At 58.4% G+C, this 20,820-nt stretch carries 15 protein-coding genes; all 15 read left to right on the top strand.

What is annotated here, in order from left to right; genetic code table 11:
• Positions 1-5 precede the first annotated feature (5 nt).
• The 15 genes from tssK (at position 6) to tssA (ending at position 20,798) form a co-directional block, all read left to right on the top strand.
• Positions 6-1,352 (top strand): type VI secretion system baseplate subunit TssK, encoded by a 1,347-nt coding sequence (tssK, locus tag ACSOSI_RS09610; protein WP_476706966.1) that lies wholly within the window; start codon positions 6-8, stop codon positions 1,350-1,352.
• On the top strand, positions 1,349-2,038 hold the full coding sequence (gene tssL, locus ACSOSI_RS09615) for a type VI secretion system protein TssL, short form (protein WP_476706967.1): 690 nt from the start codon (positions 1,349-1,351) through the stop codon (positions 2,036-2,038). The genes tssK and tssL overlap by 4 nt, the downstream gene beginning before the upstream one ends.
• Positions 2,035-3,744 carry an OmpA family protein gene (locus ACSOSI_RS09620; protein ID WP_476706968.1) on the top strand — a complete coding sequence of 570 codons (1,710 nt, stop codon included), beginning with the start codon at positions 2,035-2,037 and terminating at the stop codon, positions 3,742-3,744. Before tssL ends, ACSOSI_RS09620 begins: the two co-directional genes overlap by 4 nt.
• 3 nt (positions 3,745-3,747) lie before the next feature.
• Positions 3,748-4,239: a type VI secretion system effector Hcp gene (hcp, locus tag ACSOSI_RS09625; protein ID WP_012006213.1), complete on the top strand. Its 492-nt coding sequence runs from the start codon at positions 3,748-3,750 to the stop codon at positions 4,237-4,239.
• A 172-nt stretch (positions 4,240-4,411) separates the two neighbouring features.
• Positions 4,412-7,081: a type VI secretion system ATPase TssH gene (tssH, locus tag ACSOSI_RS09630; RefSeq protein ID WP_476706969.1), complete on the top strand. Its 2,670-nt coding sequence runs from the start codon at positions 4,412-4,414 to the stop codon at positions 7,079-7,081.
• Positions 7,078-9,456 carry a type VI secretion system Vgr family protein gene (locus ACSOSI_RS09635; RefSeq protein WP_476706970.1) on the top strand — a complete coding sequence of 793 codons (2,379 nt, stop codon included), beginning with the start codon at positions 7,078-7,080 and terminating at the stop codon, positions 9,454-9,456. Before tssH ends, ACSOSI_RS09635 begins: the two co-directional genes overlap by 4 nt.
• Positions 9,457-10,221, top strand: a complete 765-nt coding sequence (locus tag ACSOSI_RS09640; protein WP_476706971.1) for a DUF4123 domain-containing protein — start codon at positions 9,457-9,459, stop codon at positions 10,219-10,221.
• Positions 10,221-10,742: a DUF3304 domain-containing protein gene (locus ACSOSI_RS09645; protein WP_476706972.1), complete on the top strand. Its 522-nt coding sequence runs from the start codon at positions 10,221-10,223 to the stop codon at positions 10,740-10,742. The genes ACSOSI_RS09640 and ACSOSI_RS09645 overlap by 1 nt, the downstream gene beginning before the upstream one ends.
• A gap of 68 nt (positions 10,743-10,810) precedes the next feature.
• Positions 10,811-11,338, top strand: a complete 528-nt coding sequence (gene tli1, locus ACSOSI_RS09650; protein WP_411227460.1) for a T6SS immunity phospholipase A1-binding lipoprotein Tli1-KP — start codon at positions 10,811-10,813, stop codon at positions 11,336-11,338.
• 68 nt (positions 11,339-11,406) lie between these two features.
• Positions 11,407-11,934, top strand: a complete 528-nt coding sequence (gene tli1, locus ACSOSI_RS09655) for a T6SS immunity phospholipase A1-binding lipoprotein Tli1-KP (RefSeq protein WP_476706973.1) — start codon at positions 11,407-11,409, stop codon at positions 11,932-11,934.
• Positions 11,922-14,375, top strand: a complete 2,454-nt coding sequence (locus tag ACSOSI_RS09660) for a T6SS phospholipase effector Tle1-like catalytic domain-containing protein (protein ID WP_476706974.1) — start codon at positions 11,922-11,924, stop codon at positions 14,373-14,375. The genes tli1 (ACSOSI_RS09655) and ACSOSI_RS09660 overlap by 13 nt, the downstream gene beginning before the upstream one ends.
• Positions 14,376-14,394: 19 nt before the next feature.
• Positions 14,395-14,652 (top strand): PAAR domain-containing protein, encoded by a 258-nt coding sequence (locus tag ACSOSI_RS09665; protein WP_259188433.1) that lies wholly within the window; start codon positions 14,395-14,397, stop codon positions 14,650-14,652.
• Positions 14,649-15,788 carry a hypothetical protein gene (locus ACSOSI_RS09670; RefSeq protein ID WP_476706975.1) on the top strand — a complete coding sequence of 380 codons (1,140 nt, stop codon included), beginning with the start codon at positions 14,649-14,651 and terminating at the stop codon, positions 15,786-15,788. The genes ACSOSI_RS09665 and ACSOSI_RS09670 overlap by 4 nt, the downstream gene beginning before the upstream one ends.
• Positions 15,772-19,206, top strand: a complete 3,435-nt coding sequence (locus ACSOSI_RS09675) for an ImcF-related family protein (protein ID WP_476706976.1) — start codon at positions 15,772-15,774, stop codon at positions 19,204-19,206. Before ACSOSI_RS09670 ends, ACSOSI_RS09675 begins: the two co-directional genes overlap by 17 nt.
• Positions 19,206-20,798 (top strand): type VI secretion system protein TssA, encoded by a 1,593-nt coding sequence (gene tssA / locus ACSOSI_RS09680; protein ID WP_476706977.1) that lies wholly within the window; start codon positions 19,206-19,208, stop codon positions 20,796-20,798. The genes ACSOSI_RS09675 and tssA overlap by 1 nt, the downstream gene beginning before the upstream one ends.
• Positions 20,799-20,820: the final 22 nt, after the last annotated feature.

A 20,820-nucleotide genomic window follows, 5' to 3' on the forward strand; every position in this document is an offset into this window, starting at 1 on the left:
AGCCGATGAAAACGGAACAACCGTTATGGGGCAGGGGCATCATGGTCTCTCCCCAGCATTTCCAGCAACAGGCTGCGTATGCGGCCTGGTCTGCGGAATGCATTGCCCGAATGGGACTCAATCACCCCTGGGGAATGATTGAGTCTGCCTTTGAACCGGACGCACTGAAACTCGGTCGTCTGCAGGCCCGTAAGCTGCATGTCCGTTTCCCGGATGGGACACTTATCGATACAGATAATGCCGATGCGCTGCCGCCGGTTCTGTCACTGGACAGTGAATCGCATGATGTGGTGGTGCTACTGGCGCTGCCCCTGCTGCGGGCGAATGGCGGCAACTGCCTGCAACCTGACGAGGTGGCCGATCGTCCGGTGCGTTACCGTCAGCGTTGGCGGGACGTGCGTAACCAGTTTGGTGAGGACACCCGCCAGATAGCGGTGATGCAGCCGGAACTGACGTTGCGCTTTGCCCATCAGAATAACGGTGATTATCTGACCTGCCCGGTGGCCCGTCTGCAGCAGGATTTGCAGGGCGTCTGGCGGATTGATGACAGTTTTCTCCCGCCGCTGCTGACCGTACAGAGCAGCCGCTGGTTGGCGACCCAACTCGAACAGCTGATGACCCAACTGCGCGCCCGTCTGATCCGTTTGATGGCCATGCGCCGCGAAAGCAATGAGCGGATGGCGGATTTTGCGGTGGCTGACGTATCCCTGTTCTGGCTGCTGAATGCCCTCAACAGTGCTGAGCCGGTGCTGGGCCAGTTCCAGCTCAACCTGCAGAGCCCGGCAGAACGCCTTCATACCGAACTGTCCCGTCTGGCCGGCAGTTTGCTGACCTTCTCCCTGGAACATCAGGTGAGTGCGATACCGGCCTATCAGCACGAGCAACTGAATGCCGTTTTCCCACCGCTGTTTGATCTACTGAGCGATTTGCTGGAAGCGAGCCTGCCGTCACGGGTGGTGTCAATTGAGCTTGAGCACGATAAGCGGCTGCACTTCTGGCAGGCACGTCTGCACGATCCCCGTCTGCGTGAAGGTGCCGACTACTACCTGTCGGTACGCTCCCCGATGCCGATGCCGGTGGCGCAGCTGCAGGAGCAGTTCCCGCGTCAGTGCAAAGTGGGAAGCCCGGATCATGTCAGGGGTATCGTGAATTCCTCACGCGTCGGGGTTCCGCTGACACCGCTGCGCCATGTGCCGGCGGCCATTCCACTGCGTCTGGAGAACCAATATTTCAGCCTCGATGTCTCCCATCCCCTGGCAACTGACATGCTCGACAGCGGCAACTGCATGTTTTATGTGCCGGGTATGCTTGGTGAGCCGGAGCTTGAACTCTTTGCGGTGCTGAGAACATGAGTGAACGTCAACGCGGGACAGCCGCGTCCATTGATATCGATGCCCTGCTGCAAGACACCTGGCTACAGGTCGTCAGCCTGCGCCACGGCCCGAAATTCCAGGACGGGGAAGGACGCAAACTGTGGGAGCACTGCATTACTGATGTCGAGCGTGTACAGCGTGAGTTGAAAGCGAGCGAACTCGATGAGGCCAGCTGTCAGCATATTCTCACTGCACAGTGTGCGCTGCTCGACGAGGCGGTCAAAGGTCGCGGTGTGGAAGATGATGCCTGCGTACAGTGGTATGACATTCCGCTGCAGGGGCATTTCCTCGGCACCATGGATGCCGGTGACACCCTGTGCGATCGGATGCGCGATGTGCTGCGTGAACCGACTCCAGACCAGGCTGTCGTGACCTGCTTTCAGCGGGTCATGATGCTGGGATTCCTCGGCAGTTTCCGCTCACTGAACGACCCGGAGCGCCAGAAACTCGTCAGCGCACTCAGTGAACATGTCCCGACCTTCAGCTATCCACAAGCCCATCCTGTCCTGTCGGAAAGCCGTGCCGGGCGGGGAATGGGGGGATGGCTGGCGTCATGGCCGGTGCGGATTGGCCTGAGCGTGATTGTGGTCGCCGCCCTGTGGTGGGGGCTGAACAACTGGCTCGATCAGATGCTGTTGACCCTGTTGCCGGGAGCCGTGAAATGAGTCCTGCACAACAGCGTGGGCTTGCGCTGTGGGCCGTCCTGCTGAGTGCAGTGGTCTGCCTGGTTTTTCTGCCTGCATCCCGGCTGGTGTCCGTTCTTGTTTTTCTGGTTGTTCTGGGGCTGATTGCGGCGTCCTGGTACGTCGCCAGCCGTCGTGTTCAGCACGACGTCACCCTGGGTCTGCAAGCTCTCCCGGAGGCGGCATATCGCCAGCCGGTGGTGTTGGTCTGTGGCGATCTGTCGTTGGCCTGGCCGCATCAGTCACCGGTGCTGACCGTCACTCAGGGGTGTTGGATCCGGGTGGAAGACCACCTGAACCTGGAGCAGGTGGCCCGACAGGTACTGTGGCAGCGCCCTGACTGGGGGCGTCAGCTGTCGGTGATGGTCAGTGTCTGCCCGCAGAAGCACGCTGACTGCGAAGCACTGACCAGCCGCCTGCTGACTCTGCGCTGGCAAATCAGCCAGTTGCGTAAGGATACCGGGCATTCTGTGCCGCTGATACTGAATGGTCAGGTCGGCAGCGCGATAACGAATGAGCTGCTCTGGCAGGCGGCGATCCCGGGAGAAGGGGTGAGGGTCTGGCGGGAGTCTTCAGCACCGAGCTCTATCGCCGCATGGGTCACTACCGGCGGAACGCCAGCAATGCAGCAACAGGTGCTGATGAACAGCCTGATGAGCTGGTTCCATCAGCACGTCAATGCCGTCTTTTTGGATGAGAACCCCGATGTTCAGGCCATTGCACCTACAGCGGTGCTGTGGGGAATGGGGCCTATCCTTGCCGGGAGCCTGGCGTCATCGGCCTGGACGGCGTGGTTGTCGCGTCACACAGCTATGCAGCAGGTGACGGGTTGGCAGCCGGTGGGGACGGACAGTACGGTGATATCACCACTCCCGGATTTCGTCCTGCCGCTGCTGCCGGAAGGGCGAGGATTAACCTCGCGGGGTCGTGCCTGGCGCTGTGCACTCGGGATCTTCACACTGGCGGCCATTGCGGCGCTGCTCAGCAGTGGCTGGAACAATCGCCAGCTGCTGCACCGTGTAAGCTTCGATATTGCCCGGTATGACCATATCCCGATAGATGATTACGGTCCGAAAACCGATGCCGTCGCGGTCCTGCGAGAGGATGCCGCGCAGCTGGATGACCAGGCGCGTAATGGCGTACCGGCCTGGATGAGCCTCGGCCTGTATCAGGGCGAGCGTCTGCGAATGCCGCTGCTGGATGCGATCCGCTCGTATGTTCCGCCGCCACCGCCGTCAAAACCTCAACCGAAGCCGGCCCCGAAAATTGTGCGGCTCGACAGCATGTCGCTGTTCGATTCCGGTAAATACGCGCTGAAGGCGGGCTCCACCAAAATGCTCATTAACTCCCTGGTGGGCATCAAAGCCAAGCCGGGCTGGCTGATTGTGGTAGCAGGCCACACGGATAACACCGGCAATCCAGCACTCAATCAGACGCTTTCCCAGAAACGTGCCGCAGCAGTACGCGACTGGATGCGTGATACCGGCGATGTGCCGGAAAGTTGTTTTGCGGTGCAGGGCTATGGCGAAAGTCGGCCGGTTGCCACCAATGACACTCCGGAAGGCCGTGCGCTTAACCGGAGTGTCGAAATCAGTCTGGTACCTCAGGCAGATGCCTGCCGGATACCGGGCAACACCCTGACGTCATCACTGGATGGTGACGTATCAAAAAACGAAATGGAGAAGTAAACCATGGCAATTCCAGTTTATCTTTGGCTGAAAGACGACGGCGGCGCGGACATTAAAGGATCTGTAGATGTTAAAGACCGCGAAGGCAGCATTGAAGTGGTGGCGCAGCAACACAACCTGTATATCCCGACCGATAACAACACCGGCAAGCTGACCGGCACCCGTATCCATACCCCGTTCCTGTTCACCAAGGAAATCGACTCTTCCAGCCCGTATTTGTACAAGGCAGTGACCACCGGTCAGACCCTGAAATCAGCTGAATTCAAGTGGTACAAAATCAACGACGCCGGTCAGGAAGTGGAGTACTTCAACACCAAGCTGGAAAACGTGAAGGTGGTGAAGGTGAATCCGGTCATGCATGACGTGAAAGACCCGGCTTACGAGAAACACAATCACCTCGAACAGCTTGAGCTGCGTTACGAAAAAATCACCTGGACCTACAAAGACGGCAACATCATTCATTCCGATTCCTGGAACGAACGCGCCACGGCGTAAGCCTGATGCGGGCAGGTTTTCCTGTCCGCAGTTTTTTGCTGAGTGTCTGCCGTGCGGGCACTCAGCAAAGAAAAACACAATCTGCCCGCCTGACCTTTTGCGCTTTAGGTTCCTTTTACAGGAAATAGCGATGGGCGGTAGCGTGCCAGGGAACCGATAAAGAGAGAGAATTATGGAAAATTCAGCCGCCTTGTTACGTCGCCTTAATCCTTACTGTGCCCGTGCGTTAGAAGGTGCAGCAAGCCTGTGTCAGACCCGCGCCCATGCCGCAATTTTACCCGAACACTGGCTGCTGAAACTGCTGGAGCAGGGCGAAGGTGACCTGACGGTGCTGGCGCGCCGTTATGAGTGGGACATGGACGCTCTGTGGCAGGATTTGCTCGACTGGCTGGATAACCTGCCGCGTTCCGTGCGCAGCCGTCCTCAGTTGTCAGGCGCCATTGAATCCTTGTTGAAACAGGCGTGGATGTTTGCCTCGCTTGAAGGCAGCGAACACATCCGTAGTGTGCATTTGTTGGCCGCAATGATAGAAATGCCCAAAATGCTGCGCTGTGATGGCGTGTGGCCGCTGCTGACGCTGGGGCAGAGCCAGCTTGAGCGTCTGCGCCCGTTGCTGGACGCACAATCGGACGAGCGTGAGGACGTTCAGCAGGAAGAAGCGCTGGCACAGACGCACGGTGGAGACGTTGAATTCGTCGGCCGTCCGGTCGGTGCAGAGATAAAAGAAGGTGAACTCAATCCTGCGCTCCAGAACGCACTGGATAAGTTCACGCTTGATGTCACCGCTAAAGCGAAAGAGGGCAACATTGACCCGGTCTTTGGCCGCGATACCGAAATCCGCCAGATGGTGGATATTCTCTCAAGACGTCGCAAGAACAACCCGATTCTGGTCGGCGAACCGGGTGTGGGTAAAACGGCGCTGGTGGAAGGCCTGGCGCTGCGCATTGCCGAAGGAAATGTTCCGGAATCACTGAAAACCGTCAGCCTGCGCACCCTCGACCTGGGCCTGCTGCAGGCGGGGGCCGGTGTGAAAGGTGAGTTTGAGCAGCGCCTGAAAAACGTTATCGACGCCGTGCAGCAGTCTCCGACCCCTATTCTGTTGTTTATCGACGAAGCACACACCATTATCGGTGCAGGCAATCAGGCAGGTGGGGGAGATGCAGCTAACCTGCTCAAACCCGCGTTGGCGCGTGGCGAACTCAGAACTATCGCCGCTACCACCTGGAGCGAATACAAGCAGTATTTTGAACGCGATGCCGCGCTGGAGCGCCGCTTTCAGATGGTTAAGGTCGACGAGCCGGACGACGACACGGCCTGTTTAATGCTGCGAGGCCTGAAATCCCGTTATGCCGAACATCACGGCGTGCATATCACCGATGACGCAATTAAAGCCGCAGTCACGCTCTCTCGCCGTTACCTGACCGGCCGTCAATTGCCGGACAAGGCGGTTGACCTGCTCGACACCGCAAGCGCCCGTGTGCGCATGGGCCTCGAAACCGTGCCTGAAGAAATTACCCGTCTGAAAGCGCAGCGGATTGCACTGGTTCTGGAAGAGCAGGCCTTACTGGAAGATATCGCTGTCGGCGGTCATTCCCATTGTGAGCGGTTGGCCGGGATTGAAAAATTGTGCCTTGCGCTGGATGCGGATATCGGCACGCTAGATCAACGCTTTAGCGAAGAGAAAGCACTGGCAGAGCAACTGATGGTTTGTCGTCAGGCTTCTCACTCAGAGGGCTGCCGCCGCCAGGCGGACGTCCACAACCTGCAGCAACAGCTGAAAAACCTGCAACGGGATGAGGCGTTGATTCAGGTGGATGTGGACACCCGAACCGTGGCCAACGTGATTGCCGACTGGACCGGTGTCCCGCTCTCTTCATTGATGAAAGACGAGCAGACTGAACTGTTGGGTCTGGAAGCGGAAATCGGCAAACGCGTTGTAGGCCAGGATGTGGCGCTCAGCGCGATTGCGCAGCGCCTGCGCGCCGCCAAAACCGGCCTGACCTCGGAGAATGGTCCGCAGGGCGTGTTCCTGCTGGTCGGCCCGAGCGGCACGGGTAAAACCGAAACCGCACTCACGCTGGCCGATGTGCTGTACGGCGGTGAGAAATCGCTTATCACTATCAATCTGTCCGAATACCAGGAGCCGCATACCGTTTCCCAGTTGAAGGGCTCGCCACCGGGCTACGTCGGTTACGGGCAGGGCGGCATTCTGACCGAAGCGGTGCGTAAACGCCCGTACAGCGTGGTGCTGCTCGACGAGGTGGAGAAAGCGCACCGCGACGTGATGAACCTGTTCTATCAGGTGTTTGACCGGGGCTTTATGCGTGACGGCGAAGGGCGCGAAATTGATTTCCGTAACACCGTGATCCTGATGACCTCAAACCTCGGCAGCGACCCCATCATGCAACGGCTGGATCAACAGCCAGAAGCCACCGAAGGCGATTTGCACGAACTGCTGCGCCCAATATTGCGTGACCACTTCCAGCCCGCGCTGCTGGCCCGCTTCCAGACGGTGATTTACCGCCCGCTGAGTGAGCCCGCGATGCGCATCATTGTTGAAATGAAACTCGGACAGGTCAGCAAACGCCTGCACCGTCACTACGGCCTGACCACGCATATCGACGAAAGTCTTTTCGACGCCCTTACCGCCGCCTGCCTGCTGCCGGATACCGGCGCGCGTAACGTCGACAGCCTGCTCAATCAGCAAATTTTGCCGGTGCTGAGCCAGCAGTTGCTGACTCGCATGGCTGCAAAACAGAAACCGCGGTCGTTACGTCTTGGCTGGAGTGAGGAAGAGGGCATAGGGCTGGAGTTTGACCCTACACAAGGAGAGCGCGTATGAGCACCAGTCTCCCGATAAGATTCAGCCATAACCACCACCTGCTGACGATAAAAGGAGGTGAGTCAGAACTTGATGTGCTGGCGTTTGAAGGCAACGAGGCCCTGAGCAAGCCGTTCAGCTACCGTATTGAGTTCACCAGTAACGACCACGCCATCAGCAAGGAAATGATGCTGATGAAAACGGGGGCTCTGACGTTGCAGGCACCGGTCGACCAGGGCTATGGCATTAAAATTCAGCAGCCGCTTCGGGTTCTCCAGGGCGTGGTGAGTGGCTTTGAACGCCTCAGCACCTCAAAAGATGAAACCCATTACGCCCTGACGCTACAGCCGCGTCTGGCATTGCTCGACCGCTCGCGTCAGAACGCGGTTTATCAGGATATGTCGGTGCCGCAGATTGTGGAAAAAATCCTGCGCGAGCGCCACAACCTGCGCGGGCAGGATTTTCTGTTTTCGCTAACCAGAGAATACCCGCGGCGTGAACAGGTGATGCAGTACGGCGAGGATGACCTGCACTTTATCACCCGCCTGCTGGGTGAGGTGGGGATCTGGTTCCGTTTCACCACCGACACACGCCTGAACATCGATGTGGTGGAGTTTTACGACAGCCGGCAGGGCTACGAAAAAGGCCTGATTCTGCCGTCGGTACCGCCATCGGGCCAGCACGCGCAAGGCATGGATTCGGTATGGGGGATGGCGAGCCATCACAACGTGGTGCAAAAGCAGGTCAGTACCCACGATTACAACTACCGCCAGGCCACCAATGACATGAACACCCAGGTAGATGCGACCCGCGGCGACAGCACCACCTACGGCGAGGCTTACCACTATGCCGACAACTACCTGACGCAGGGCAGCACTTATGACCCTAACCCGGCTCCGGAGTCCGGCGCGTTTTATGCCCGCGTGCGTCACGAACGCTACCTGAACGGCCAGACCCAACTCAGCGCTATCACCAGTTGCCCGACACTGGCGCCCGGACAGGTACTGAAAGTTACCGGCGGTTATGAAGTGGCGGAGGCGTTCAGCCAGGGCGTGCTCATCACCGGGATGAAAAGCGCGGCCCGCCGTGATAAAGATTTTGAGGTGCATTTCAGCGGTATCCCGGACAGCACGGATTTTTGTTTCCGTCCTGAGCCAGGCTCATGCCCTGTCATGGCGGGCACATTGCCCGCCCGCGTGACCAGCACCACGGAAAACGACACCTACGGGCATATCGATAAAGACGGCCGCTATCGCGTCAACATGCTGTTTGACCGTGATAACTGGGAGACCGGGTTCGAGAGCCTGTGGGTGCGTCAGTCCCGCCCGTACGCCGGCGACACTTATGGTCTGCACCTGCCGCTGCTGGCAGGCACCGAAGTGGCGATAGGCTTTGAGGACGGCAACCCGGACAGGCCGTACATCTCCGGCGTGTTGCACGACTCGGCGCACGGCGACCATGTCACCATCCGTAACTACAAGCGCAACGTACTGCGTACACCGAGCAACAACAAAATCCGCCTCGATGACAGCCGGGGCCAGGAGCATATCAAGGTCAGCACGGAGTACGGCGGCAAGAGCCAGCTGAATCTCGGACATCTCGTTGACAGCGAGAAGCAAAAACGGGGCGAGGGTTTTGAACTCAGAACCGACAGCTGGGGCGCGATTCGGGCGCAGAAGGGCATTTTCATCAGCGCAGACGGTCAGGCAAAGGCGCAGGGCCAGGTGCTGGAGATGCAACCGGCGGTCAGCCTGCTGAAAGGGGCGCTGAACCAGCTAACCGAATGGGGAAGCATCACCCAGACGCATCATAATTTTTCCCCAGATACGGATCCGCTTGGAGTATTGGTTAACGGGGCCAGTGAACTGAAAGAAGCAGCCTTACTGATGAGCGCGCCAAAAGGTATCGCTGCTGTAACCCCTGAAACTACGCTGTTGCACAGCGGAAAAGGCCTGTACCTGCAGAGTTTGGGGGAAGTGAATATTGCCACGGCGCAACGCTATTCAGTCAATGCCAGCAAAGCGATATCCCTGTTGGCCAAGGATGAAGGGATGCGTCTGGTGTCGGCCAGGGGGCCGCTGACGGTGGAATCTCATGCCGATACCTTATCGCTGACGTCACTGAAAGATATCACCGTCCAGTCCACGCAGGGGCACCTGCAACTGACGGCGAAAAACGGTATCACTATCGGCTGTGGCGGCGCTTACATACGCCTGACCCCGCAGGGGGAAGTCGAAATTCACGGGCCTGGATTAATCAGTCTGAAGGGGCAGCATAACTTGCAGGGGCCCGCCAGTGAGGATTTCCCACTGCCTGAATTGCCGGCGTCGGTGTGTAAAGAGTGCCTGAAAAAAGCGCAGGCGCAGGCGCAAGGCTTCGTGCCCAGGGAGGCATAAATGACCAGGCTATGGATTGGGGAAGTGGCAGCGGCTTGCCGGGCATCCGCCGTCGATTATCTAGATATTATCATCGATCAGGCCGGTCTGGACTTCAGCGTTATCCCGGCGCTGAATGCGCTGTCGGTACCCTGGCTGTCGCTTTATCGTGGCTTGCCGGAAGAATTTATTGTCGATGACGCGCCGTTGGTTGCGCGCCTGGTCCTTGATGATATTCAGCAGATGGCGTGGCTGCAGGAAATCAGCCAGCAGGCTGCCGTTAAGGCGCCGTTGTTGCTGCTGTGCTCCGCCTGGAGCTTGCCCTCCCTGGCGAACTGGCTGACGCAGTGTATGGATTGCCTACAGGAAGGCAGAGGCGGGATTTTACGCTTTTACGATACGCGGATATTCCCCCTGCTTTTTACGCATATCCTCAGCGAGGAACAGCAAAATCCTTTGCTGCGCCCGGCACTGTTCTGGGCCTGGCAGGATATGGACGGCAGGTCTAGGGGCCTGAACGGTAACGGTACGCCGCCGGCACGCGGCGAGAAAAGCCAGAAAATCGAACTCAGCGATCGCCAACTGGAACAGCTGATGTGCATATGCGATGTCATGGTATTGCTGGGGCACCGTGCGCCGCCTGCCGGCGTGTATGCATCACGGCAGACGCTATTTTCCGACTGCTACCAAGGCATGTTGGAGGCAACGGATCAGGGCATTATTCTGGATGATGCGCGAGAGGCCTGGGTAATGAAAAGATGGCTTGCCACAGGAGCAACAGCCTGATGCCCCTTAGAATCTGCGTTCTCGCTGTGGGTTTGCTGTTAACCGGCTGCTCACAGCCCGTCGCTCAGGCTCGGGGTGGCGGTGGCACCATTGATGCCATCAACCACACCAAATGGGCGATTAATCACTTTAGTGTAAATAACCAGTCGGGCATCGACATTATCGGTCCGTTCCAGGGCGGTGGCGGTGGCTGCTGCTATAGCGTTCCCGCCCGATGGACGCCGGGTATGACGGTGCGTGTTGACTGGGAAAGTGGAGAGGCATCAACAGATGATTTCCCTGGGTATGAAAATTGGAATAAGTATCTGGAATGGGAAAAAAAAGTCAAAGCGAGCCACCGCCAGCACAGCAAAACCGTCCCGGTGCCTGACTATAACGGTCAGGATACCTGCGGCATTACGGTGCATTTTCTGCCCTGTGACGAAGTGAAGGTGACCACCAGTTGCTACACCTACGGTAGCCCGGCCTACCCGATTAAAGAGCCCATCAGGATGACGGAGCCTAAAGTATGTCCGAGATAAAGGAAACCGACTTGGCATGGGCCCCGCCGCCGCTCCCTCTTTAGTCCCGCTTCTACAAGGAAAGTTAGATGAAACATTCATTATTGAGCCCGCTGTTGGCGGGTCTGCTGCTGTTAACCGGCTGCTCACAGCCCGTCGCTCAGGCTCGGGGTGGCGGTGGCACGATTGATGCCATCAACCACACCAAATGGGCGATTAATCACTTTAGTGTGAATAACCAGTCGGGCATCGACATTATTGGTCCGTTCCAGGGCGGTGGCGGTGGCTGCTGCTATAGCGTTCCCGCGCGGTGGACGCCGGGTATGACGGTGCGTATTGACTGGGAGACTGGTGTGGGTGATACAGAGGGTTCTCCTGGATTTGGCGATGATGAAAAATATCTCGCTTGGGCTAAGAAAATGAAGGCTCAAAATCGTCAGCACAGCAAAACTGTCCCGGTGCCTGACTATAACGGCCAGGATGTCTGTGGCATCACTGTGCACTTTTTGCCCTGCGATGAGGTGAAAGTGACCACCAGTTGCTACACCTATGGCAGCCCGGCCTACCCGATTAAAGAGCCCATCAGGATGAAGGAGCCGAAAGTATGTCCGAGATAAAGGAAACCGACTTGGCATGGGCCCCGCCGCCTTTCCCTCTTTAGTCCCGCTTCTACAAGGAAAGTCAGATGAAACATTCATTATTGAGCCCGCTGTTGGCGGGTCTGCTGCTGTTAACCGGCTGCTCACAGCCCGTCGCTCAGGCTCGGGGTGGCGGTGGCACCATTGATGCCATCAACCACACCAAATGGGCGATTAATCACTTTAGTGTAAATAACCAGTCGGGCATCGACATTATCGGTCCTTTCCAGGGCGGTGGCGGTGGCTGCTGCTACAGCGTGCCCGCGCGATGGACACCGGGTATGACGGTGCGTATTGACTGGGAAACTGGGGTTGGAGATATGGATGGATTTCCCGGCTATCAGGATAGGGAAAAATATCTTGTTTGGGCTAAGAAAATGAAGGCTCAAAATCGTCAGCACAGCAAAACCGTCCCGGTTCCCGACTATAACGGCCAGGATGTTTGCGGCATCACCGTGCACTTTTTACCCTGCGACGAAGTGAAGGTGACCACCAGTTGCTACACCTATGGCAGCCCGGCCTACCCAATTAAAGAGCCCATCAGGATGAAGGAGCCGAAAGTATGTCCGAGATAAAGGAAACCGACTTGGCTTGGGCCCCGCCGCCTTTCCCTCCACAGGGACGCCTGCCGACCCAGGCGCTGCAGGTCGGGCAGAACTGCCATCAACAGAATAGCGCCGAACGACTCTACCGCCAGGAGTTGTGTTTGGCGGCCGGATGGCGCGTGGAACCGCCGTGCTGCAAAACGCTGCATATCAGCCTGTTTTTCGACGGTACTGGCAATAACCTGAACAATGATTTTATTCTGTCTGACCCGAAGCACCCGACCAATATCGCGCGGTTGTTTCGCGCCACTATTGGTGACGGCACTGCCGGTGGTGTCATTAATACGAGCAAGGTGCCGATGGATACGGCAAGCGACAGCGGTGGTAAATACTTTAAGTTTTATATTCCCGGCGTGGGCACCCCTTTCCCGGAAGTGAACGATATCGATTACTCAACCATGGGGCTGGTGGGTGCTGCGATGGGGGAGGAACGCATTAACTGGGCACTGCTGCGCATTATTGATGTGCTCATGCGTGTGAGTAAAGACCCGGAAAACAACAGTATCAAGCTGTCAGAAAGCGCCAGCCGTAAATCTATTGGCAAAATGGGCACCAGCTGGAACCGCCTGTGGTTTGGCGGCAGTCACAACCGTTATGAAGAGTTCAGCCGATTACTGAATGACTTAGCCCCGCAGTTGAAGCCATTGATTACTCAGCCGGAGCCGGGTAAGCCCAAGCTGTTAGGTATCAAGCTTTACGTCTATGGCTTTTCCCGCGGCGCGGCGGCGGCGCGCGCATTTGTGCGCTGGCTAAGTGAGCTGTTACCCCCACCGGCGGCGGAAGGTGAGAATCCCCCGCAGTGCCTGCAGATTGGTGAGCTGCAGTTGCCTATCAGCGTGGAATTTCTCGGGCTGCTGGATACCGTGGCCTCGGTCGGGGTGGCGCACGTGGTGCCGATTGCCGAGGGGCATATGGCTTGGGCAGACGACACCATGGAACTGCCGAGTGATGAAACCTATAGCGGGCTGATAAAAAAATGCGTGCATCTGGTCTCCGGCCATGAGCAACGCCTCTGCTTCCCGCTGGACTCGGTGCGTCGGGGGAACGGCAAGTACCCACCTTATGCCACCGAGGTGGTGTACCCGGGGATGCATTCGGATATTGGTGGCGGTTATCCGCCGGGGGACCAGGGCAAGGCCAATGCTGAGGATGACAGCTTATTACTGTCGCAAATAGCCTTACATGATATGTATGCTTCGGCATTTTCCGCAGGCGCGCCACTTAAAGTACCTAAGGCAGCATTATCTAAAGAGTTGTCTCAAGAACAATGGAGGAGCATGCCTTTCGATTTGGGTGAACAATTTGTAATAGATACACCGTTAGTCAACCGCTTCAACGCCTGGCGAGAGCTCACCCTTAATCTGACCACCCCGGCAGACATCAGCTCTGACGAGGCGGCCAACTACGAGCCACCGCGCGCCAGCGGCAGCCTGGAAACCGTCGTCGATAACCAGATCGCCTGGATCACCGCCTGGCGCATTGATCGCTATGCCAAAGGGACGCTGGTGGAACAGCGGTTCTACCAAGATGCCTCGGTTAAGGAAGCGCTGCCCGCTGCACGCAAGGCAGCTGAAGAGGTACGAGATAAAAAACAGCAAGAGGTTATCAAAGCGCGTCAGGAACAGATGGCGAATCAGCCCGTCGACCAGATGGACGATCTGGTGCTGCAGCCAGGCGTCAAGGACTTCGACCCGGATATGGCACAACCCCAGCTGTTTGAAGCGGCGAAGGAGTTTGGCAAGGATTACCATGACGGCTACCGCATTCCGGAGAACCTGGCGCAGGCGGTGCTGGACACCGTGCTGCAGCCGATGATTTTTGTTCTCAATACCGATGATGAACCGCAGGAATACCGGCGAATGAAGGCTGACGGAGACGCCCGCGTGGCAATCCTGTTCCCCGCCGCCGGTGAGGCCAGCAACGCGGAACAGCCCGCCGGGCTGGTCAGGGCGTTGTTCGACGACCAGGTGCACGACTCGCGTGCCTGGTTTATGCACGCCGTGCTCAGCTCGCGCGAGATGTGGGGCGGCTACTTCCGCTACCGCATGATTTACTTCAGCGATCAATGCAATAAATCGCTCTCGCCGCTGGTGATCGCCGGCAACCTGGTGGGGTTTGCCAGCCTTACCACAGGGGTGGTGCTGAGCTTCAAACAGAAAAGCCTGAGCGGCAAACTGGCCGGCCTGGCCGCCACCGGTGCGGTGCGTTCGCTGCAGGTCGAGGTGCTGGACAGGCTCACCGGCCTGCCGCTGCCCGAGCTGCCGGGGGGCGAACAGCTCAGAGCCTTTACCACCGAGCCGGGTGTGGTGGTCGCCCTGCAGAAAGCCGCGGTGGCGGAACAGCAACTGACGCGGGCGAAATCGGCCCTGCCGGCCAGTTGGCTTGAGCAGGTACAGGCGGCCATCGCTTAAGTTCAGGGAAGGGAATCTGATGAATAAAGTCATTCGCCAAGGGGATAGGCTGCGGGAACATGGCGGCAAGGTGCTGGGCGGGCACTATCAGTGTTTTGGTCAGGGATTTGCCTGCAAGGGCGACCCGGTGAGTTGTAATAAGCACGGTATGACCACCATCGCCGAAGGCAGTTCAAGGACCATGATGGATGGCCAGCCGGTCGCGCTGCACGGCCACCGTTGCGCCTGTGGCTGCACGCTGGTCAGTTCCTTCCCGGATTGCGGTATTGACCAGTGAGGCCGGTTCCTGACTATCCCGGCTATAAAACGGCCCGCCCGCCGATCGCCGCGCGCTGGCTGTCGGCTGCGGCACTGCTGGTGCTGCTCGGTGGTGGGGTCAGCGCACTGCTGCCGTCTGCACAGGGGAGAACCTCGCCGATCGCGGTCGGTATCCTGCTGTCACTGGTGCTGGCGGGTACGGGTTGGCTTATCCGCCTGCTGTACTACCGCGTCAGCGTGCATAACGCCGCTTTCTACCACCAACAGGTGGAGTATGAACAGCAGCGGTGGTGGGCACAGCACCGCCAAGCGTTCGCATTAAAAGAGGTGGTATTGCTGGGGCCCGCCGGTGGGCGCTCAACCGACTGGCTGCGCCTGCTTAAACGCGAACACCGCCAGCCGGAGGAAAAAAAAGAAGGTGGCGGCCGGGCGCTGCGCCTGCCGCAAATTTCGGTGACGGATGCCGCCGGGCGTGAAAAGCGACTGGCTGAACTGTTGGTCACCGAATGGCAAAAGCAGCGTAGCGATGAAACGTTTACTTCGCCGCTGTGCTGTTACTGGCAGGGTACAGACGCGGGCTGGCAGGCATTCAGCGCGCAGATGGCCGCTATCTTCCCGGCGTGCTCTTTGCCGCCGCGCCCTGAACCCTGGCAGGGGGAAACCAGTCTTGCAGCGATAGCGAGCGGGCTGGCAGCGGCTAAAACGGATGACGTTATGCTGATCGCGGGTTGCCGGTCGGTCGTCGCATCGCCCGGTACACCGCTTCCCGCCGGGGAGGCCGCCGTACTGTGGCTGGCCGGGCAGGATGGCCCGGTGCAACTGACGCGTGGCGAAGTCTTCTCCGCGGAGGCGGGGGACGCACTGCCCGTCGTTTGCGCCCGCGCGCTGGTGCAGAGCGAGCTGAGCGCCCCTCCCGAAGCCTGCCCGATGTTCACCCTGCCAGACCTGGATGGGTTGGCACACAGTGGCTGGGACGTCAGCCTGCATCTACAGGACGCCAACTGGGGCGATATCGGCGATATGGCCGCCTTGACCCTGATATCGCTGGCGGCCATTTACGCCGCGCACCAACAACAACCGTGTGGCTGGATTGCCCGCGACCCGATGAATACCCTCGCACTTGGAATCGTAAAACCTGATGGACAACGTCAATAAACCTGCTGCCCTGTCAGTGGCAGCCACGGCCACCGTCTGTATTGCCGTGGTCACCTTGCTGGTGCTGCTGGGCGGCCTGGCATGGTGGCTGTGGGGGACCGAACGCGCAACGGAATGGGAGGCGCTGCGTCCACTTATCGCCGCCTGTTTTATCGTCTGGGGAATGGCGCTCAGCCTGTTGGTACTGGGGTTTATGGCCTTCCGCCTGCTGATTAAGGACAAGATCAGCCCACCGGTATCTCGCCAACTTCGATTGGCACCAGAAAGCCGACGTGAAGCGGTTTACGCGCCGCTGAAAAAACACCTCCGTGCCCGCTATAATCTGCACTGGCGTTATAAAGTCCGCTTACTGTTAGTCACCGGTGAAAACGTAGCAATCGAACAACTGGTGCCCGGCCTGCAAGCCAGCCAGTGGCTTGAAGGCAACCGTACCGTTCTGATCTACGGCGGCAGTCTGACGGCTGAAGTCGATACAGAAAAATATACCGCGTTGCGCAAACTCCGCCGTGGCCGTCCACTGGATGGCATTGTCCGGGTACTGGGAGAAGGTGAGAACCTCACGCCGCAGATGAGCGACAACGATCTGCGTGGGCTGGAGAAAATCAGTGAGCTGCTGCGCTATTCTGCCCCGGTCTGGTTATGGCAGCTGTGCGGCAGTGAATGGCCGCAGGCAGGGCGTAAATCGCAGTCTATCGGTATCACACTGCCGTGGCGGGCGATGCCGGATGAGGTGGCAACACAACTCGATAAATTGCTGCCGCAGCTGCGTGAACAGGGCATGTCGCAGATTGCTGAACAGCGCCAGTATGATTTTCTGCTGCGCCTTGCCCAGCAGCTTGAGCAGGGGGAAAGCAAACGCTGGATGTCCCGTTTGACACCCTGGCTGTACGGTTCGCAACAGCGAATCTCGCTGCGGGGGCTGATGTTCAGCCCGGTCAATAAACCCGAATCCCCGAATCAAGAAGCAGGCATAAACGTGGCGGAAAGCGCCATTCCGGCTGCGCATAAACATGCCCTGACGTTTCCGACAACCTGGTTGGGGGTGACGGAAGACTGCACCTGTGTGCGTGGCCGCCGTGTCGGTATGGCCTGGGAGCAGACGCTGGCATGGGGCATTATGGCTGCGCTCGGTATCTGGGGCGCCGGGCTGCTGCTCTCTTTTGCCCTGAACTATAGTCATATTTCTTCTGTAGCGAGCAAAGCCCGTTCTTTGATCGAGCATCCTTCTGTTTCTGACTCTCAACTGACGGCCCTGCATGACCTGCGTAACGATGCCGGCCGCTTGCAACATCATGTTCAGGGCGGTTCCCCCTGGTATCAACGTTTTGGCCTCGATCATAACCCGCAACTGTTGAGCGCGCTGCTCCCGTGGTATGGCGTGGCGAATGATCGCCTGATCCGCGATCCGGCCAATGCTGCCCTGATGCAAAAACTGACTGCGCTGACAAACTCGGCACCTAACAGCGACCAGCGCGCACAGCTGGCGAAATCCGGTTATGACCAACTGAAAGCCTGGTTGATGATGTCCCGCCCGGACAAAGTGGATGGCGCGTTCTACGCCCAAACCATGCAAAGGGTGCAGCCGACCCGGCAGGGGATTTCCACCGGATTGTGGCAGAGCCTTGCGCCAGACTTGTGGGCGTTCTCCATATCTGGGTTGCTGGAACAGCCGCAGTGGAAAATCACCCCGGATGCGGCGCTGGTCAGCCAGAGCCGCCAGGTGCTGTTGCAGCAGATTGGTCGCCGTAATGCGGAGGGAACCCTCTACGAAAACATGCTCAAATCGGTGCGGCGTAACTTTGCCGATGTGTCACTGGAAGACATGACCAGTGGGACCGATGCCCGCCGTCTGTTCTCCACCGATGACGTGGTGCCGGGGATGTTCACCCGTCAGGCCTGGGAAGGGGGCATTCAGCAGGCCATCGAGAAAGCGGCAAACTCGCGCCGGGATGAAATTGACTGGGTGTTGAGCGACAGTCGCAAGGCCGTTTCTGCCGACCTTTCTCCGGAAGCGCTGAAAGCGCGTCTGACGCAGCGTTACTTCACTGATTTTGCCGGCAGCTGGCTGAACTTCCTCAACAGCCTGCGGCTGAATCCGGCTCATAATATCTCTGATGTGACTGACCAACTGACATTGATGAGCGATGTGCGTCAGTCGCCGATGATTGCGCTGATGAATACGTTGGCCTGGCAGGGACAAGCCGGCGAGCAGCGCGAAGGGCTGTCGGATTCCATTATCAAGTCGGCAAAAGATCTGCTCGGCAGTGAGGATAAGCCCGTTATCGATCAGCGTGCAGCCGGGCCGCGGGGACCGCTGGATGACACCTTCGGGCCGCTGCTAACCCTGATGGGGAAAAACCAGGCCAGCAACCTAATGTCGGCCGACAGCACGCTGAGCCTGCAAACCTACCTCACCCGTATCACCCGTGTGCGTCTGCGCCTGCAACAGGTGGCGAGTGCTAACGATCCGCAGGAGATGATGCAGACCCTGGCACAGACCGTATTCCAGGGCAAAAGTGTGGATCTGACCGATACCCAGCAGTACGGCAGCCTGGTGGCGGCCAGTCTGGGTGAGGAATGGAGCGGTTTTGGCAACACCCTGTTTGTTCAGCCGCTGACGCAGGCCTGGGAAACCGTACTGCAACCGTCTGCAGCCAGCCTGAACGCCCGCTGGAGCCGTTCAGTGGTAGCAAACTGGCATACCGCCTTTGAGGGGCGCTTCCCGTTTGCCGCGAGCAAAAGCGACGCTTCCCTGCCGATGCTTGCGGAGTTTATCCGCAAGGACACCGGGCGTATCGACCGTTTCCTGACCGCTGAACTCAGCGGTGTGTTGCATAAAGAAGGCAGCCGCTGGGTGCCGAACCGTACTAACAGCCAGGGGCTGACGTTTAACCCGGCGTTTCTGAAAGCGTTAAATCAGCTGAGCCAGTTATCCGACATTCTGTTTACCGACGGCAGTCAGGGCATCAGCTTCGAATTACAGGCCCGCCCGGTACCGCAGGTGGTGGAAACCCAGCTAACGATTGACGGACAGCAGTTGCATTACTTCAACCAGATGGCCGACTGGCAGTCCTTTCGCTGGCCGGGGGATACCTTCAAGCCCGGTGCGATGCTGACCTGGACTTCAACCAGCGCCGGTACGCGTCTGTTCGGGGATTACAGTGGAACCTGGGGCCTCATTCGCTGGCTGGAACAGGGTAAGCGGAAACAGCTTGACCGCAGCCAGTGGATGATGAGTTTTACCGCTCCGGATGGCCGCACGTTGCAGTGGGTTCTGCGTTCCCAACTGGGCAAAGGGCCGCTGGCGTTGCTGGCGTTACGCGGTTTCAGGCTTCCTGAGCAGATATTCAGCGTGGATGCCGCCACTGCACAGGCGCTGACCGGCACAGAGAATTCAGCCATGGAGGGGATGGAATAATGGGCGCACTACAGAACATACTCCGCGCCTGTGGGGCAGATGAAAATGCCTTACTGGCGATGGCAAGGGAACGTAGCGCTGACTGGGAACGCTGGCTGGCACCCATCAATGACAATGAACCGACCGGAGAAGACCCGGGCTATGACGATGATTTCCAGCGTATTCGCGAAGAGGTCAACAAGCTCTCGGGGATTGATACCGGGTTGATTTGCCAACTGGCGGAAAGGCTGTTGACCGGCACCTGCAAGGATCTGCGTGTCATCACCTTCTACATTTGGGCGCGTCTGCATCAGGATGGCGAGTCCGGGCTTGCTCAGGGGCTTGAGCTGCTGGCGGCAATGCTGGCGCAGTTCGGAACCCGATTGCATCCTCGGCGTGAGCGCAGCCGCAAATCTGCCCTGGAGTGGCTTGGCAGTAGCCGCGTGACAGACAGCCTGTCTTTGTACCCGGAGGTGGATATGGCCGTCATGCAACGCATCACGGCAGCGTTGTTATTGGCCGAGCAGACACTCCAAACGTTTGCTGAAGACGCTCGTCCGGATTTGGCAGGGCTGTATCAGGCGATGGATAACCGGCTGGTGCAGAGCGGTGGCACTAACACTCTGGTGCCGCAAACCAGTCGTGAAGAAACCGCTACTAAGGGGCCAGCATTATCAGCGCCGGTGATGAACGCCGTCACGTCAGGACGTGATTTGCTCGATCAGGCCAAAGTGCTGGCGAAATATCTCCGCGATCAGCCTGGTGGTTGGCTGGCTGGCCATCATCTGCTGAAAAGTGTGCGCTGGGACACACTGACGGAGTTGCCGCCGCTGGACGCCTCCGGGCGCACCCGGCTGGTTCCCCCCAAGCCAGACAACAGGGCACATCTCAAACGTCTGTACCTGCAAAAAAGCTGGTCTGAACTGTTGGAGCATACGGATACCCTGCTGGCACAGGGGGTTAACCATCTGTGGCTGGATGTGCAGTGGTACGCCTGGCAGGCGTTGGTCAAGCTGGATAACGACAGCGTGCGTGCCGACATCCTCTGCCGTGACCTGGAAGGGCTGCTGGCCCGCCTTCCGGGATTGGAAGCGCTGGCCTTCAATGACGGCACGCCTTTCGCTGATGAAGTGACCCTAAACTGGATTAAAGAAAATGTACTGGATGATATGCCGGGCTGGAAGGATGAACCGGTGACGGCAACGGCGAGCAACAGTGATGATGTACTGATGCTGGAGCCTGAAGTGCTGGCGAAAGCAGACAGTGAAGGCATTGAAGCCGCGCTCAGCTGGTTGCAGGTTCAGCCGGGTTACCCCTCTTCCCGCGATCGATGGCTGATGCGCTTACTGATGGCTCGGGTGAGCGAGCAGTATGGTAAAAACGAAATGGCACTGCACCTGTTGGGTGAACTCGACGTCAGTGCCCGAGAACTGACGCTTGAACAATGGGTGCCAAAGCTGATGTTTGAGGTCAAAGCTCGCAGACTCAAACTGCTGCGTGGCAAGGCCGGGCGCAGTGAGGCGGATAAAACCCGTCTGCAGCCTGAGATGGACATATTGCTCTCCGGGCTGATTTCTCTCGATCCGGCACGCGCCGCAGTGCTGTGTGGTTAACACACCGAACAAAAAGATGATA

Source organism: Serratia sp. AR11, from assembly GCF_056376275.1.